This window comes from Delftia sp. GW456-R20 (assembly GCF_001622915.1).
GTDB lineage: Bacteria > Pseudomonadota > Gammaproteobacteria > Burkholderiales > Burkholderiaceae_C > Comamonas > Comamonas acidovorans.
In genome coordinates this window covers 2648424-2663877 of the sequence record NZ_LWCN01000004.1, presented here as the reverse complement: position 1 = coordinate 2663877, position 15454 = coordinate 2648424, and the positions used below count along the sequence as shown (strand labels likewise).

Sequence of the window (15454 nt, the reverse complement as noted above, 5' to 3'; positions counted from 1 at the left end):
TCTCATGCGGCCACGGGCTGCAGGGGTGGAACAGGCCATTGGTGCGCGCCTGCCTGCGGGTGGTACATGCGCAGGATGAGGTAGAAGCGCCCGTGCGGCGTGGGCAGCCAGTTGGCGGCGCCCTGTGCCGGCCGGGCATGGCCCAGGTCGATCTGCAGGCTGCCGTCGGCCTCGCGCAGCAGTCCCGGCGTGCGGTCGCCGATGGAGTGGCGGCCGATCTCGTTGCCGTAGAGAAAGCGGTCGGCGTCATACAGGGTGACCGACCAGAAGGCATCGGCCGGCGGCATGTCGGCGGCATTGAAGCGCAGCACATAGCGCTGGCTGCCGTCCAGCGGCTGCAGGCCTGCGTCGTGGTGGGCGGCGGCGTAGATGGCCTCGCTGGTGGCCAGCGCGCCCAGGCCCAGGTAGGCGGTGCGTGCGCGGCCCAGGTACTCGCTGCCGTAGCGGCCGGTGGACGGCGTCATGGTCCAGGGACGGGGACGGCGGTTGCGCCCCATGGCGGCCACGGTGCGCACGCCGTCGGCAAAGCCCTCGGTCAGGCCTTCGCGCACGGGCTCCTCCAGCTGCTCCCACGCCATGTGGGCGCTGGCCACCAGGCCGGCCTGGCCGAACCAGGCCAGCAGCCCCTGGTCCTCCTTGCGGCCAGGCGCCTCGGCCAGCGCATGGCAGAGGTTGGCAAAAAAGCGCGGTGCAACCTCGGCCGCAGGCTCCTGGTTCTCGAAGGCGGCCGCCATGGCGTCCACGGGCGGGCCGACCCAGTTCGTGACGGCGGCCGGGCGGCCTCCTTTCGGCGTGCCCGGCGCGGGCTCCAGCCGGATGTCGGCCTGCAGTGCGCGGGCCGCAGGCCAGTCGGGCGCATCGCCCACCACGGTGCGGCCGATCAGCCAGACCAGGTTGCTGGGGCAGTGCACCAGACGGTGGCCGGCCAGGTGTTCCGGCACCTGGCCGCCCGGCCCGACCAGGACCACGGTCTCGCCTTCGGGCGCGCAGTTGCGCGGTCCCAGGTTCTCGAAATTCTCGGTATAGGCGTCGTACAGGGCCAGCACGAAATAGCGGCCCGGATGTGCGGCGCTGGAGGGCACGGTCAGCAGGCGCGGGCCGTCGGCCAGGTGGATCCAGGCCAGCGAGTACAGCAGGTCGTTGGCGGGCGTGACCACATCGCGGTCCTCATGGGTGGAGGGGCGCTGGCTGTGGTGCAGCGTGTCGAAGTCGCCGCGCATGTCCAGGCCCAGGCCCACACTCAGACCGGTAGCGCGCGCGGCGCCGGCGTCGGTCTGCAGGCGGCAGGTGCGGTAGGTCTCTATCAGCGGATAGCCGTAGACAAAGGCGGCCAGGCCGATGGAGCGCGCCAGGGCGCGGCGGACTTCGGGCAGGGAGGGAGGGGTCGGGTTCATGTCCATTGTTTTCTTCAGGGCAGGAGGGGGGTCAGTCGAGGGTCACGCCCGTGGAGCGCGCCAGGTCCAGCGCCACGGGCAAAAAGGCGGCGTAGGCGGCGCTGGCCTCGGCCGGGCTGTTGCCCTGGGCCTCCAGGCCCAGCGCCTCGACACGCTGGCGCACCTGGGGCTCGCGCATCACGGCGGCCACCTCGCGGCCCAGGCGTTCGACGATGGCGTCGGGCGTGCGCGCGGGCGCCATCAGCGAGATCGATCCCGTGATGGCATACACGGGCTCGCGGTAGCCCTGCTCGGCAAAGGTGGGCACATCGGGCAGGGCCTTGCTGCGGCGCGGTCCGGCCACGGCCAGGGCGCGCAGCTTGCCGGCGTCGATGAAGGGCTTGAGCGTGGCGGCCGAGCCCAGCGTCATCTGGATCACGCCGCTGATCAGGTCGATGGACATGGGCCCCTCGCCCTTGTAGGCCACGTGCAGCGACTGCAGGCCGTAGGCCTTGTCCATGAAGACCTGGACTTGGTGCGGCTGCGTGCCCGCCCCCCAGGAACCCATGGCGTACTTGCCCGGCGACTGGCGCACGGCCTCGACCAGGCCCTTGAAGTCCTTGGCCGGCACGGCCGGGTTGACCGCCATCACCATGGAGGGCGAGACCACGTCCGAGACCATGCGCAGCTCGGTGCGCGGGTCGTAGGGCAGCTTCTTGTAGAGCACCAGGTTGGCCGTGATGGGCCCGGGCACGGTCAGCAGCAGGGTGTGGCCGTCGGGCACGCTCTTGGCCACATGCTCGGTGCCGATGATGCCGCCCGCGCCACTGCGGTTGTCCACCACCACGGGCTGGCCCAGGCGCTTGGCCAGGCCCTCGGCCAGGATGCGCGCCACGGTGTCGGTGGAGCCGCCGGCCTGGTATTGCACGACGATGCGCACGGGCCGGGCGGGATAGCCGTCCTGGGCCAGCGCGGCGCTGCAGGCCAGTGCAAGGCAGGTCAGTGCGGCGGTGCGCAGCAGGGGTGTGTTCATGGTGGCCTCCGGGCGGGAGATGGAATGGGCATTGGCTTTCATGCAGCCTCCCTGCCGATGACCAGCGCATCGACGGCCACGCAGCCGCCGTCCTCGCGCGGGCGGACGATCAGGGGGTTGATCTCGGCGCTTTCCAGCGTGGCGCCTGCGCGCTGCGCAAAGCCGGCCAGGGCGCACAGCGTGTCGGCAATGCTGTCCAGGTCCACGCGGGGGCGGCCGCGCGCGCCGTCCAGCACGGCGAAGGCCCGCAGCTCGCGCACCATGGCCAGCGCGTCGTCGCGCGTGATGGGCAGCAGGCGCAGCGAGACATCGCGCAGGATCTCGGCATGGATGCCGCCCAGCCCGAACATCAGCACCGGGCCGAATACCGGGTCGCGGTGCACGCCGGCGATGCACTCCACGCCGCCCTGCACCATGGGCGCGGCCAGCGCGCCGTCGATGTGCGCATCGGGCCGGGCCTGGCGCGCATTGGCCAGGATGCGGTCGAAGGCGGCCTGGGCGCCGGCCGCATCCGTCAGGTTCAGTGCCACGCCGCCCACGTCGGACTTGTGGGCGATGGCATCGCTGCAGACCTTGAGGACAATGCGTCCGCCCATCTCCTGCGCGGCCTGCACGGCCTGCGCTGCCTCGGCCGCCGTGCGCACCAGCCGGTGCGGCACCACGGGCACGCCGGCCTCGGCCAGCAGGGCCATGCTGCGCTGCTCCGACAGCGTGCCCGCCGGCAGGTGCAGTGCGCTGCCTGCATCGGCCATCGCGGGCAGCGCCTGCGGTGTTTCATGCAGGCGGGCCAGTGCGCCAATGCAGCGTATGGCCGCGCCCGGGTCGGCGAACACCAGGCAGCCCAGCGCCTCCAGCGCATCGCGGCGCTCGGGCGGGCACAGCGTGCTGACGGCCAGCAGGGTGTCGGGATGGTGGGTGCGCAGCGTCTGCACCAGGCTTTGCAGCACGGGCCAGAAGGCGTCGGACAGGCCGCCTGCCGCGAAGAAGCCCAGCCAGCTGTCGAACTGCCGGTCGGCCAGCATCAGGCGGGCGCTGCGCTCCAGCAGCGTCATGTCGTTGGTGACCTGGCCCGTGATGTCCACGGGGTTGCGCGGCGCGGCAAACGGCACCCATTCGCGCAGCTGGCGCTGGGCCGCATCGGACAGCGGTGCCACGTCCAGGCCGGCTGCGCTGGCGTCGTCGGCCATCATGGCGCCCACGCCGCCCGAGACCGTGAACAGTCCGATGGACCGCCCCTTGGGGGCCCGCGCGATGGAGGCGCTGGCCGCCAGCGCGAAGAAGTCGGTGATGGAATGCGCGCGCAGCACGCCGTAGCGGCGGAACACCGCGTCATAGACGGCATCGTTGCCCGCCAGCGAGGCCGTGTGCGATGCGGCGGCGGCCGCGCCCAGGGCGCTGGTGCCCACCTTGCACATGACCACGGGCTTGCCGCGCTCCTGCGCCAGGGCCAGGGCCGCGCGCAGCCGGGGGCCGTCGCGGCAGCCCTCCATGTAGGCCATGATCACGTCGGTCTCGGGGTCCCGGGCCAGCCAGGCCAGGCCATCGGCCAGCTGCACATCGGCCTCGTTGCCCGTGGTGGCCCACAGCGACAGGCCCAGCCCGCGCTCGCGCGCCAGGCTGTAGGCATAGGCCCCGAAGGCGCCCGACTGGCTGACCATGCCGATGCGCCCGGGCCGTACCAGCCCGCCGCCCGGCGCGGGCGAGAACGTGGCATAGACCTGGTGGCCGGGGCGCATGAAGCCCAGGCAGTTCGGGCCGATGAGGCGTATGCCCGCCTCCTGCGCGCGCCGCGCCAGCGCCTGCTGGGCGGCCGTGCCTTCGGAGCCGGTCTCGGCATAGCCCGAGGAAAACAGCACCATGGACTGCACGCGCGCGGCGGCCGCATCCTCCAGCACGCCGGCCACCTGCGACTGCGGCACGGCGACGATGGCCAGGTCCACCGGCGCGCCGATGGCGGCCAGCCGCTCGTGCGCGGGCAGGCCCTGCACGCGGCTGGCGCGCGGGTTCACCGCATACAGCGCGCCGCCGTAGCCGAAGCGCAGCAGGTAGTCCAGCGGAATGCCGCCGATCTTGCTGGCCTGGTCCGAGGCGCCGACCACGGCGATGGAGCGCGGCGCGAACAGCGCGTCGAGCCGGGAGGTGTCAAAGCAATGGCTGTCGGTCATGTGTGTCCCTCAGAAGTTGTGGCGCACACCCAGCGCCAGGGACCGCACGCCGTCGCCGCTGTTGGCGGCCACCGGCACGTTGGCAATGGCGGCCGAGGCATTGGCCGCATTGCCCAGCTGCAGCCAGCGCGCGTAGAGCACGGTGCGCTTGCTCAGCGCGTAGTCGTAGCCCAGCGTCCAGGTGTTCTGGGCGCGGTCCGTGCCGCCCACCTCGCGCCGCGCCACCGAGACCAGCAGCTTGGAGCGCGCATCCACGCTCCAATCGGCGCCCAGCTGGGCCAGCTTCGCCTTGGGTGTGCCGGCACGGTCCACGCGGTTGATGACGTAGTTGCCCGTCAGGCGCAGGCCGTCCAGGGCCTCCCAGCTGGCCGACAGTGCCTGGTATTGGCTGGTGGCGGGCGCGGCCACGGGCGCGGCGGCGCTGCCTTCCACGGACTTCTGGAAGCTGTAGGCCAGGAACCAGGGCTTCTGGTTCCAGCCCAGCGTGGCGCCATAGAGGCGGCCGTTGCTGCTGTTCGGCGAAGCCGCTTCGCCAAAGGAATAGGCCAGGTCCGCCAGCCAGGGCTGGCTTGCCGGCGTGCGGTAGCGCACCAGGTTGTTGGCCCGCGCTGCAAACGGCCGCAGGCCGGCCTGGGCATCGGTGGCCGACACCAGGTTCAGCGAGGAAAACAGCGCGTTCATGCCCAGCGGATCGGCCCGGAACAGCGCGCCGAACATGGGCGTATACATGCGGCCCATCTCCACGGCGCCCCAGCCGCTGTTCAGTCCCACCCAGGCCTGCCGCGTGAAGGCCAGGCCCGGGCCGGGAATGGTGCCCAGGCCCGTGTCCGGCGCCACGCCGGCCTCCAGCATGAACTGGGCGCGCAGGCCGCCACCCAGGTCCTCGCTGCCGCGAAAGCCGATGCGCGATGCCGCGCTGCCCCCGTCCTCCAGCCGGCTCAGGCGCGTGGCGCCCGACCTTGCGCTGTTGATGTGGACATCGACGATGCCGAACATCTCCACGCTGCTCTGGGCCCACGCGGACGTGCCCAGGGCCGCCATGCCGCCGGCGGCCAGCCAATGCTTGTGCTTCACGAACTTGTCTCCTTGGTAGCGCCCCGGATGCTTTGCCCGGTGGCTTGCTTGCTACTATCCCGAGCGACAGGGGATGCACTCTGTCAAGCCATTGACAAATGGCGGTACATGGGCACCGGACTAACCCGGGGCCTTCGACATCGTGAGAGAACCATGCGCTCCAAGCCTGCTCCCGTGGCCGACCCTTCGGCGCTGATCCGCCGCGCCCTGGGCCTGTGCCGCATGCTGCGCAACTGGCCGCCCGAGGTGCTGGATGAGCTGACGGCGCTGTCCCGCCTGGGCCGCTACGAGCGCCACCAGCAGGTGCGCGCCGCCGACCCCAAGCGGCGCGAGGTGCTGGTGGTGGCTTCGGGCTGCGTGGAGGTGGGCGGCGTGGACGCCACGGGCTCGCGCTTCGTGCTGTCCATGCACAGCGCGGGCGACATCGTCGGCCTGGCGCGGCTGCTGGAGCACACGCAATTCGTCTACGACTACCACGCGCACCAGCCCACGGTGCTGGTGGAGATTCCCGGCGAGTCCTTCCTGGCCCTGCTCGATGCCCATCCGCCGCTGTGGAAGGACATCTGCCTGCTGGTGCTGGCGCGCATGCACGAGCTGATCGTCGTCCAGCAGCGCCACGCCTTCAGCAACATCGACAACCGCGTGGCCGAGCTGCTGGCGCGGCTGGCCCCCACGCATGGCCAGCCCGCGCCCGACGGGCAGGGCGTGGTGCTGCGCATCTCGCAGAGCGACCTGGCCGCCATGCTGTCGGTCTCGCGCCAGACCATCAACAAGGAGCTGCGCCTGCTGGAGCAGCGCGGCCTGCTGCAGGCCGCCTATGGCCGGCTGACCATCGTCGACCTGGCGGGCCTGCTGCGCCTGGCCGATGCGGGCGCGCGGCCGGGGCCCTAGCCCCGGTCCGCTGGAATCAGTCCTCGTCCAGAGGCGAGGCATCCTCGCCGAACAGGGCCTGGCCGTCGGCGCGCAGCAGCTCCAGCATGTGCCGGGCCGCGGGCGACAGATAGCCGTCGCGCCGGCAGGTCACGCCCAGGTGGCGGCGCAGCGTGGTGGCTGGCAGGCGCACTTCCCTGAGCGTGCGGCTGCGCTCCAGCCGCAGCGTGTGGCGCGAGACGAAGGTCAGCAGATCGGTCTTGGCCACCATGCGCGGCAGCAGCGGGATGGAGCCCGCCTCCACCTGCACCGTGGGCGCCGGCATGCCGCGCGAGGTGAAGGCCTGGTCCAGCCATTGCCGGCTGGGAATGTTGGCGCTGGGCAGGGCCCAGGGATGGCGCAGCAGCGCGGCCATGGTGATGCGCTGGCGCTCGAAGACGGGATGGTCCTGGCGCGCCGCGACCACCACCACATCCTCGGCAATCGGGTGGGAGACCAGCTCCGGATCGCCCTCGGCCGTGAGGCCGATCAGCAGGTCCAGCTGGCCCTCGCGCAGGCGGTCGCGCAGTTCCCAGCTGGGGCCGATCACGATGCTGATGGTGATGCGCCGCCCGTCGGCCAGGGCCTTGCTGCACAGCTCGGGCAGCAGGTGGTCGGCGGCCACCGGCCCGCTGCCGATGCGCACATGGCCGGCATGGCCTTCGTTGAAGTCGCGCACCTCGCGCAGCGCCTCCTGGCTGGCATTGCGCAGCATGCGCGCGCGGGCCAGCAGCACATCGCCCAGCGGCGTGAGGCGTATGCCGCGCCCGGCACGCTCGAACAGCGCGCCGCCCACGGTCAGTTCCAGGCGCTGTATGCATTTGCTCAGCGCGGGCTGGGTGCGCCCCAGCTGTTCTGCGGCCCGGCCCAGGTGCCCGAGGTCGGCCACGATCTCGAAGAAGCGCAGGTCGCGCAGGTGCAGGTCCATCGATGAATAAAAGTGATGTTTGAATGAACATTATCGAATGGACGGAATGGGTGGCGCTCACAAGAATGCGGTGCATCGACAAAGCGGATTGCCCGTTCCCATGACCGCCACTACCCACCCGCCCACCGTTTTCGTGACCGCGCCACGCCTGGCGCCCGCCGGGCTGCAGCGCCTGCAGGCGGCGCACTGCCGCGTGCTGTACCTGCAAGACGGCGGCGGCGAGGCCGAGGTTGCCGCCGTGCTGGCACGCGAGAGCGTCGATGCGGTGATCTCGCGCACGGCCACGCTGTCGGCCGCTGCCATCGCAGCCTGTCCCACGCTCAAGGTCATCTCCAAGCACGGCGTGGGCGTGAGCAATATCGATGTGGCCGCGGCCAGCCAGCGGGGCATTCCGGTCTATGTGACGCCGGGCGCCAATGCCCAGTCCGTGGCCGAGATGACGCTGGGCCTGATGTTCGCGGCCGCCCGCCGCATCGCCTGGATGGATGCCGAGCTGCGCGCCGGCCGCTGGTCCCGCGCCCAGGACGGCCTGGAGCTGAGCGGCCGCACCCTGGGCCTGCTGGGCTTTGGCCAGGTGGGCCAGCGCGTGGCGCGCGTGGCGCTGGCGCTGGGCATGCAGGTGGTGGCCTTCGACCCTGCGTTCGATCCGGCCTGCGCCCCAGGGCCCGGCACCGTGGCGGGCGTGCGCATGCTGGGCTCGGTGGACGAGCTGCTGCCCCTGTCCGATGTGCTCAGCCTGCACGTGCCCCTGAATGCCCGCACGCGCCATCTGCTCGATGCCGGCCGCATCGCCCAGTTGCCGCGCGGCGCCCTGCTGGTCAACACCGCGCGGGGCGAGGTGGTGGACGAGGCGGCGCTGATCGATGCCCTGCGCAGCGGCCACCTGGCCGCCGCCGGCCTGGACACCATGGCCGAGGAGCCCCTGCCTGTAGGCCACGCCCTGGCCGCGCTGGACAACGTGGTGCTGACGCCCCATGTGGGCGGCTCCACGCCCGCCGCGCTGGCGGCCATGGCCGGCATGGCCGCCGCCAATGTGCTGGGCTGGTTGCAGGGCAGCCCCGCCGATCCGTCCCACTGCGTGAACCCCGAGGTTCTGCGCTGAGCTGTTTTTCCCGGAGATTTGCCATGACCACCCCATCCAGCCAATGGCCTGCGGGCTACCGCATCCATCCGCGCGCCGCAGGCCCCGAGGCCGGCGTCGTCCAGGCCTTCAAGGCCATTCCCGTGGCCGCCATCGGCGACGCCATGAGCCGCAATGTCGGCGCCATCGGCCTGCGCCAGTACCACGCGCGGCTGGAGGCCGTTCTCTGCGGCCCCGCCGTCACCGTGCGCGTGCGGCCCGGCGACAACCTCATGATCCACAAGGCGCTGATGATGGTGCAGCCCGGCGATGTGCTGGTCATCGACGGCGGTGGCGATGTCTCGCAGGCCCTGGTCGGCGGCCTGATGCGCACCACCTGCCTGGCGCGCGGCCTGGGCGGCCTGGTCATCGACGGTGCCATCCGCGACCTGTGCGAATGGGCGCAGGACGGCATGCCCATCTTTGCGCGCGGCCACACGCACCGCGGGCCCAGCAAGGACGGCCCGGGCGAGATCAATGTGCCCGTGGCCTGCGCCGGCCTGGCCGTGCTGCCCGGCGACCTGATCGTGGGCGATGCCGACGGCGTGATCGCCGTGCCCGCGGCCGAGGCCGCCGAGGTGCTGCGCCGCAGCCAGGCCCACCTGGCCCGCGAGGCCGTCATCCGCGAGACCAACCGCAGCGGCACGGCCGACCCCGAGCGCTTCGACGCCGTGCTGCGCGCCAAGGGCCTGCCGGTCTAGCGTCTAGCGCGCAGGCCGCGCCCGACTTTTCCCGCCATAACGATCCCAAGGAGACAAACAATGACAATGCGCAGACGGCATCTTCTGGGCGGCGCTGCCGCCGCCCTGGCCACGGCCTTCCCTGCACTGGCGCTGGCCCAGGGCGAATGGCCGCAGCGGCCCGTGCGCCTGGTCGTGCCGTTTCCGCCCGGCGGCGGCACGGATGCCACCTCGCGCCTGGTGGCCGACCGGCTCAACCTCGCCATGGGCTGGACCATGGTCATAGACAACAAGCCCGGCGCGGGCGGCAACATCGGCCTGGATGCCGTGGCCAAGGCCGCGCCGGACGGCTACACCATCGGCATGGGGCAGGCCGCCAACCTGGCCATCAATCCCAGCCTCTACGCCAAGATGCCCTTCGATGCGCTCAAGGACTTCACGCCCATCGCCAGCGTGGCCCTGCAGCCCGTGGTGCTGACCGTGCGGCGCGACTCGCCCTTCAAGAACCTGCAGGACTTCATCAAGGCGGCCAAGGCCAGGCCCGGCACCTACGGCATCGCCCAGGCCGGCAATGGCACGGTAGGCCACCTGGCCGGGGAAATGCTGGCCCGCCGCGCGGGCATCGAGGTGCTGCAGGTGCCCTACAAGGGCGCCAATACCGCGCTCACCGACCTGATGGGCGGGCAGGTGGACCTGTACTTCGGCAACACGGTGTCGGTGATGTCGCAACTGGCCACGGGCAAGATCCGTGCGCTGGCCGTCACCTCGGCCCAGCGCGTGCCGTCCCTGCCCGATGTGCCCACGGTGGCCGAGCAGGGCTATCCGGGCTTCGAGGCCTCCACCTGGCTGGGCCTGGTGGGGCCGGCCAACCTGCCCGCCCCCATCGCCGAGCGCATTGCCGACGCGACCATGAAGCTGCTGGCCACCAAGGAGGTCAAAGAGAAGCTGGCCCAGGAAGGCAGCATGGCCACGCCTGCCAATGGCGCGCAGTTCGGCGAGTGGATTCGCAGCGAGCACGCCAAATGGGGCAAGCTGATCCGCGAGGGCAAGTTCCAGATCAACTGACCATGGCAGCCCCAATCGAGGTCGACCGGCTCGACACCCCCAGTTCCTCCGCACCTCCACCCGCACTCTTGGGCGCGGGCCAGGCCTCCTCCACGCCGCGCAGGCTCAGGCGCATCCTGTCGCTCGATGATTTCGAGCGGGCGGCGCGCCACCACCTGCCTGCGCCGATCTTCGCCTACGTCAGCGGCGGCTGCGAGACCGACAAATCCCTGCGCGCCAACCGCGAGGCCTTCGATGCCCACCGCTGGGTGACGCGCGTGCTCACCGACACTTCGCGGCGCACGCTGGCCACACCGCTGCTGGGCCAGACCTGGGCTGCGCCCTTCGGCATCGCGCCCATGGGCATCAGCGCGCTGTCGGCCTACCGGGGCGACCTGGTGCAAACGCGCGCGGCGGCGGCCGCCCGCATCCCGGCCATCCTGAGCGGCACCTCGCTGATCCGCATGGAGGAGGTGGTTCAGGCCAATCCCCAGGCCTGGTTCCAGGCCTATGTGCCGGGCGAGACCGAACGCATCGTGCAGTTGCTGGGGCGCGTGGAAGCCGCAGGCTTCGCCACCCTGGTCGTCACCGTGGACACGCCCGTGTCGGGCAACCGCGAGAACAACATCCGCGCGGGCTTCTCGACGCCGCTGCGGCCCGGCCTGCGCCTGGCGTGGGAGGGCATCACCCATCCGCGCTGGCTGCTGGGCACGGCGCTGCGCACCCTGGTGCGGCACGGCATGCCGCACTTCGAGAACTCGCAGGCCACGCGCGGCGCGCCCATTCTCTCGTCCACCGTCACGCGCGACTTCGGCGCGCGCGACCACCTGAGCTGGGAACACCTGGCCCTGATACGCCGGCGCTGGAAGGGCCGCCTCATGGTCAAGGGCATCCTCAGCCCGCAGGACGCGCTGGCCGCGCGCGATGCCGGGGCCGACGCCATCATCCTGTCCAACCACGGCGGCCGCCAGCTCGATGGCGCGGTCTCGCCCCTGCACATGCTGCCCCTGGTGGTGGAGGCGCTGGGGCCGGACTACCCGGTGATGATTGACAGCGGCTTTCGCAGGGGCAACGACGTGCTGGTGGCGCTGGCCCTGGGCGCACACTTCGTCTTCGTGGGCCGGCCCTTCAACTATGCGGGCGCCGTGGGCGGCGAGGCCGGCGTGCTGCACGCCATCGCCATCCTGGCGGCCGAGATGCGGCGCAACATGGCCCTGATCGGCTTGCAAAACCTGCAGCAGCTGGGGCCGCAGCACCTGCGACCGCGTTAGCCACGCGCCAGTCCCGAGGGTGGCGTGCCCCGCAATTGGCCCGCGGTTTCGCGGCGATGGGAAAATGGCGGAATGACCGCCTCCACCAACACCCTCACGATCACCCGTCCCGATGACTGGCACCTGCACGTGCGCGATGGCGAAGCCATGCGCAGCGTGGTGCCGCATACGGCCGCGCAGTTTGCGCGCGCCATCATCATGCCCAACCTCAAGCCGCCGGTGACCACCGCCGAGCAGGCGCTGGAGTACAAGCAGCGCATCCTCTCGGCCGTGCCCGAGGGCATGGCCTTCGAGCCGCTGATGACGCTGTACCTCACCGACAACCTGCCGCCCGAGGAAATCGTGCGCGCCAAGGCGGCCGGCGTCGTGGCCTGCAAGCTCTACCCGGCAGGCGCCACCACCAACAGCGACCACGGCGTCACCGACCTGCGCAAGATCTACCCCACTTTGGAAGCCATGCAGCGCGAAGGCCTGCTGCTGCTGGTGCACGGCGAAGTCACCAGCAGCGACATCGACCTGTTCGACCGCGAGGCCGCCTTCATCGACCAGCACCTGATCCCGCTGCGCCGCGACTTCCCCGAACTCAAGATCGTCTTCGAACACATCACCACGCGCGAAGCCGCCCAGTACGTGACCGAGGCCGACCGCTTCGTGGGCGCCACCATCACGCCCCAGCATCTGCTGTTCAACCGCAACGCCATCTTCACGGGCGGCATCCGTCCGCACTACTACTGCCTGCCCGTGCTCAAGCGCGAGACGCACCGCCTGGCCCTGGTCGAGGCGGCCACCAGCGGCCTGCCCAAGTTCTTCCTGGGCACGGACAGCGCGCCGCACGCGGCCCATCTGAAGGAACACGCCACCGGCTGCGCGGGCTGCTACAGCGCCCATGCCGCCATCGAGATGTATGCCGAGGCCTTCGACAATGCCGGCGCGCTGGACAAGCTCGAAGCCTTCGCCAGCTTCAACGGCCCGGACTTCTACAGCCTGCCGCGCAACACCGGCAAGATCACCCTGGTGCGCGAAAGCTGGACGCCGCCGGACAGCTTCGCCTTCGGCGAGGCGCAACTGAAGCCGCTGCGTTCGGGCGAAGCCTTGCCCTGGAAGCTGGTTTAAGCTGGCGGGACTGCCACCCGCCAGAGGATTGCCATGCCTGAGCCGCAACCGCGCATCGCCCTGCTGATCGACGCCGACAACGCGCCGGCCGAGATGATCGACGAGATCCTGACCGAGCTGTCGACCTTCGGCGTCATCGACATCCGCCGCGCCTACGGCAACTGGACCAAGCATTCGCTCAGCGGCTGGCAGCGCAAGCTGCTCGATTTCGCACTGCGGCCCATGCAGCAGTTCGACTACTCCAAGCACAAGAACGCCACCGACATGGCGATGACCGTGGACGCCATGGAGCTGCTCTACACCGAGCGGCCCGACGCCTTCGGCATCGTCTCCTCCGACGCCGACTTCACCCCGCTGGTGATGCACCTGCGCTCCAAGGGCGCGGCCGTCTACGGCTTCGGCATGGCGCAGACGCCCCAGCCCTTCGTCAATGCCTGCTCGCGCTTCCTGTACCTGGAAGCGCTGGGCGAGGCGGCGCCAGCCAACGGCAATGGCCAGGACGCCGCGCATGAGGCGGGCCAGGCGGCGGTGCCGCCCGTGGCTGCAGCCGCAGTGGCTACCGCTCCCCAGCCGCCGAACGGCGCTGGAAAGGAGCGTGCGCCGGCCCAGGCCGAGAACGAACCCTCGGCAGAACCCCAAGCCCAGCCCCAGCGTCCCTGCCTGCGCGTTCCCAGCCAGGAACTGCGCCAGGACAAGCGGCTGCTGGCCATGCTGCGCAGCGCCGTCAACGCCACGCAGGATGAAAGCGGCTGGGCCCATGTGGGCGCCGTGGGCGCGCAGATCGGCAACAAGGCCTCGTTCGATGCGCGCAACTACGGCTACGCCACGCTCACCAAGCTGCTGGCGGCCACGCAGGCGTTCGAGATGCGCGACGAGGGCACCTCGCGCGTGGCCGTGCGCGACAAGCGCCTGGCCAAGGCGCAGTCCAGGCCGTCCGGCAATTGACGTTTCCCATCGACTGGAATGCGCCCTGGCTGCAGGGGCTGCAAACGCAGGGCAGGGCGGCCTGCCTGCAGGTGGCGCAGGGCCGGCCGGTCTGGCAGGCCCTGCAGTCGCTGGCCGATGCGCAGGCGCTGCCCTGGCGCTTTGTGCCCCAGCACGATCTGCCCGAAGGCAAGGCCTACGAGCAATTCATCTTCGAGACGCGCTGCATTCCCACGCGCGACAACCTGCATGACTTCTTCAACGGCCTGATCTGGCTGCGCTGGCCCGCGCTCAAGCAGCGCTGCAATGCCCTGCAGGCCCGCGCCATTGCCCAGGCGGGCGTGGGCGCGCAGCGCGGGCCGCTGCGCGATGCCGTCACCGTGCTGGACGAGAACGGCGCGCTGCTGCTGGCGCCGGCCGCGCTGTGCGAGGCGCTGCGGCACCGGCGCTGGCACCAGCTCTTCGTGGAGCAGCGCGCGCTGTGGCGCCAGGCCAGGCTGCTGCCCATAGGCCATGCGCTGCTGGAAAAGCTGGTGCAGCCGCGCAAGCCCATCACGGCCCATGTGCTGTGCGTGCACACGGATGGTGCAGGCGCCACGGCAGGCCCCGCCACGGCGGACATCGACGACTGGCTGGCCGGCAGCATCTGGCTGGAGGCCGACACCCTGGCGTGCAAGCCTTTTGCACCCTTGCCCGTGCTGGGCGTGCCCGGCTGGTGCCACGAGAACGAGAACTTTTCCTTCTATGATGACTCTCTCGTGTTCCGGGCGCCCCGTTCCGCACAAGCATCACAACAAGGAATGGCAACGGCGCAGGACCCGGCTTGAAAACAGCCGGTGGGGCCCTCACTTTTCAACGCTGCAGGGCCCAGATCCTTCCCCCCTTTCCCCACTTTGTGGAGAACCCACTGATGAAACGCATCGCACTTTTTCTTTTGACCAACGTCGCCGTCGTGGTGGTGCTGGGCATCGTCGCCAGCCTGCTGGGCGTCAACCGCTTCCTGACCTCCAATGGCCTGAACCTCGGGGCCCTGCTGGGCTTCGCCTTCATCATGGGCTTTGGCGGCGCCATCATCTCGCTGCTGATCTCCAAGCCGCTGGCCAAGTGGAGCTCGGGCGTGCACGTGATCAACGAGCCGCGCAACGCCGATGAGGCCTGGATCGTCAACACCGTGCGCGGCTTCGCCGACCGTGCCGGCATCGGCATGCCCGAAGTCGGCATCTACGAGGGCGAGCCCAATGCCTTCGCCACCGGCGCCTTCAAGAACTCGGCCCTGGTGGCCGTGTCCACGGGTCTGCTGGAAGGCATGACGCGCGAAGAGGTGGAGGCCGTGATCGGCCACGAGGTCGCCCACATCGCCAATGGCGACATGGTGACCATGACCCTGATCCAGGGCGTGATGAACACCTTCGTGGTCTTCCTGTCGCGCGTCATCGGCTATGCCGTGGACAGCTTCCTGCGCAAGAACGACGAAAGCAGCTCGGGCCCCGGCATCGGCTACTACGTGACCACCATCGTGCTGGACATCGTGCTGGGCTTCCTGGCCGCCATCATCGTGGCCTGGTTCTCGCGCCAGCGCGAATTCCGCGCCGACGCGGGCGCCGCCCAGCTCATGGGCCGCAAGCAGCCCATGATGAATGCCCTGGCCCGCCTGGGCGGCATGCACCCCGGCGAGCTGCCCAAGAGCGTGGCCGCCATGGGCATTGCCGGTGGCATCGGCAAGCTGTTCTCTACCCACCCGCCGATCGAAGAGCGTATTGCCGCGCTGCAGAACGCGCAGAACCTCTGATTCAGGATCAGGTTCGACACGCTGGAGCCTG

General features: G+C 70.6%; 14 protein-coding genes. 9 read left to right on the top strand and 5 right to left on the bottom strand.

Translation table 11 applies throughout. The features are described from left to right. Window positions 1-2 precede the first annotated feature (2 nt). From A4F85_RS17195 to A4F85_RS17180, 4 genes are read right to left on the bottom strand one after another with little or no spacing between them, the layout of a single operon-like run. On the bottom strand, window positions 3-1400 hold the full coding sequence (locus A4F85_RS17195; protein WP_063327255.1) for a DUF1254 domain-containing protein: 1398 nt from the start codon (window positions 1398-1400) through the stop codon (window positions 3-5). A gap of 25 nt (window positions 1401-1425) precedes the next feature. After that, on the bottom strand, window positions 1426-2448 hold the full coding sequence (locus A4F85_RS17190; protein WP_063327254.1) for a Bug family tripartite tricarboxylate transporter substrate binding protein: 1023 nt from the start codon (window positions 2446-2448) through the stop codon (window positions 1426-1428). After that, complete coding sequence (locus A4F85_RS17185) at window positions 2445-4571, bottom strand: acetate--CoA ligase family protein (RefSeq protein ID WP_063327253.1); 2127 nt, start codon at window positions 4569-4571, stop codon at window positions 2445-2447. The genes A4F85_RS17190 and A4F85_RS17185 overlap by 4 nt, the downstream gene beginning before the upstream one ends. A gap of 9 nt (window positions 4572-4580) precedes the next feature. Further along, window positions 4581-5645 carry a porin gene (locus tag A4F85_RS17180; protein WP_063327252.1) on the bottom strand — a complete coding sequence of 355 codons (1065 nt, stop codon included), beginning with the start codon at window positions 5643-5645 and terminating at the stop codon, window positions 4581-4583. 153 nt (window positions 5646-5798) lie between these two features. On the opposite strand from A4F85_RS17180, the gene A4F85_RS17175 reads away from it, so the two are divergent. Next, window positions 5799-6536, top strand: coding sequence for a Crp/Fnr family transcriptional regulator (locus tag A4F85_RS17175; RefSeq protein WP_013804161.1), 738 nt, complete (start codon window positions 5799-5801; stop codon window positions 6534-6536). Between the two features lie 16 nt (window positions 6537-6552). Here the strand turns inward: A4F85_RS17175 and A4F85_RS17170 are convergent, their stop codons facing one another. Then, a complete protein-coding gene (locus A4F85_RS17170; RefSeq protein ID WP_013804160.1) occupies window positions 6553-7482 on the bottom strand; it encodes a LysR family transcriptional regulator in 930 nt (309 codons plus the stop codon). Window positions 7483-7582: 100 nt separating this feature from the next. Between A4F85_RS17170 and A4F85_RS17165 the strand changes: the two genes are divergently transcribed. The 8 genes from A4F85_RS17165 to htpX all read left to right on the top strand — a co-directional run bounded on the left by A4F85_RS17165 (window position 7583) and on the right by htpX (window position 15423). Beyond that, window positions 7583-8584 (top strand): hydroxyacid dehydrogenase, encoded by a 1002-nt coding sequence (locus A4F85_RS17165; RefSeq protein WP_063327251.1) that lies wholly within the window; start codon window positions 7583-7585, stop codon window positions 8582-8584. A 23-nt stretch (window positions 8585-8607) separates the two neighbouring features. After that, window positions 8608-9303: an RraA family protein gene (locus A4F85_RS17160; protein ID WP_012203312.1), complete on the top strand. Its 696-nt coding sequence runs from the start codon at window positions 8608-8610 to the stop codon at window positions 9301-9303. A 60-nt stretch (window positions 9304-9363) separates the two neighbouring features. Continuing rightward, window positions 9364-10347 carry a Bug family tripartite tricarboxylate transporter substrate binding protein gene (locus tag A4F85_RS17155; RefSeq protein ID WP_013804158.1) on the top strand — a complete coding sequence of 328 codons (984 nt, stop codon included), beginning with the start codon at window positions 9364-9366 and terminating at the stop codon, window positions 10345-10347. 2 nt (window positions 10348-10349) lie between these two features. Beyond that, window positions 10350-11597 carry an alpha-hydroxy acid oxidase gene (locus A4F85_RS17150; RefSeq protein WP_082848227.1) on the top strand — a complete coding sequence of 416 codons (1248 nt, stop codon included), beginning with the start codon at window positions 10350-10352 and terminating at the stop codon, window positions 11595-11597. 72 nt (window positions 11598-11669) lie between these two features. Continuing rightward, window positions 11670-12710, top strand: a complete 1041-nt coding sequence (gene pyrC, locus A4F85_RS17145; protein ID WP_012203315.1) for a dihydroorotase — start codon at window positions 11670-11672, stop codon at window positions 12708-12710. Between the two features lie 33 nt (window positions 12711-12743). Further along, window positions 12744-13655 carry an NYN domain-containing protein gene (locus A4F85_RS17140; protein ID WP_012203316.1) on the top strand — a complete coding sequence of 304 codons (912 nt, stop codon included), beginning with the start codon at window positions 12744-12746 and terminating at the stop codon, window positions 13653-13655. Then, complete coding sequence (locus A4F85_RS17135; RefSeq protein WP_063327249.1) at window positions 13652-14461, top strand: DUF3025 domain-containing protein; 810 nt, start codon at window positions 13652-13654, stop codon at window positions 14459-14461. The genes A4F85_RS17140 and A4F85_RS17135 overlap by 4 nt, the downstream gene beginning before the upstream one ends. A gap of 83 nt (window positions 14462-14544) precedes the next feature. Next, the gene (gene htpX / locus A4F85_RS17130) at window positions 14545-15423 is read left to right on the top strand and encodes a protease HtpX (RefSeq protein ID WP_013804154.1); all 879 of its coding nucleotides are present in this window, start codon (window positions 14545-14547) and stop codon (window positions 15421-15423) included. The last annotated feature ends 31 nt before the right edge of the window (window positions 15424-15454 follow it).

Excerpts from the sequence above, each read along its gene's own strand:
- A4F85_RS17195 (WP_063327255.1), bottom strand. The coding sequence starts at position 1,400 with ATGGACATGAACCCGACCCCTCCCTCCCTGCCCGAAGTCCGCCGCGCC.
- A4F85_RS17190 (WP_063327254.1), bottom strand. The coding sequence starts at position 2,448 with ATGAAAGCCAATGCCCATTCCATCTCCCGCCCGGAGGCCACCATGAAC.
- A4F85_RS17185 (WP_063327253.1), bottom strand. The coding sequence starts at position 4,571 with ATGACCGACAGCCATTGCTTTGACACCTCCCGGCTCGACGCGCTGTTC.
- A4F85_RS17175 (WP_013804161.1), top strand. The coding sequence starts at position 5,799 with ATGCGCTCCAAGCCTGCTCCCGTGGCCGACCCTTCGGCGCTGATCCGC.
- A4F85_RS17170 (WP_013804160.1), bottom strand. The coding sequence starts at position 7,482 with ATGGACCTGCACCTGCGCGACCTGCGCTTCTTCGAGATCGTGGCCGAC.
- A4F85_RS17165 (WP_063327251.1), top strand. The coding sequence starts at position 7,583 with ATGACCGCCACTACCCACCCGCCCACCGTTTTCGTGACCGCGCCACGC.
- A4F85_RS17160 (WP_012203312.1), top strand. The coding sequence starts at position 8,608 with ATGACCACCCCATCCAGCCAATGGCCTGCGGGCTACCGCATCCATCCG.
- A4F85_RS17155 (WP_013804158.1), top strand. The coding sequence starts at position 9,364 with ATGACAATGCGCAGACGGCATCTTCTGGGCGGCGCTGCCGCCGCCCTG.
- A4F85_RS17150 (WP_082848227.1), top strand. The coding sequence starts at position 10,350 with ATGGCAGCCCCAATCGAGGTCGACCGGCTCGACACCCCCAGTTCCTCC.
- pyrC (WP_012203315.1), top strand. The coding sequence starts at position 11,670 with ATGACCGCCTCCACCAACACCCTCACGATCACCCGTCCCGATGACTGG.
- A4F85_RS17140 (WP_012203316.1), top strand. The coding sequence starts at position 12,744 with ATGCCTGAGCCGCAACCGCGCATCGCCCTGCTGATCGACGCCGACAAC.
- htpX (WP_013804154.1), top strand. The coding sequence starts at position 14,545 with ATGAAACGCATCGCACTTTTTCTTTTGACCAACGTCGCCGTCGTGGTG.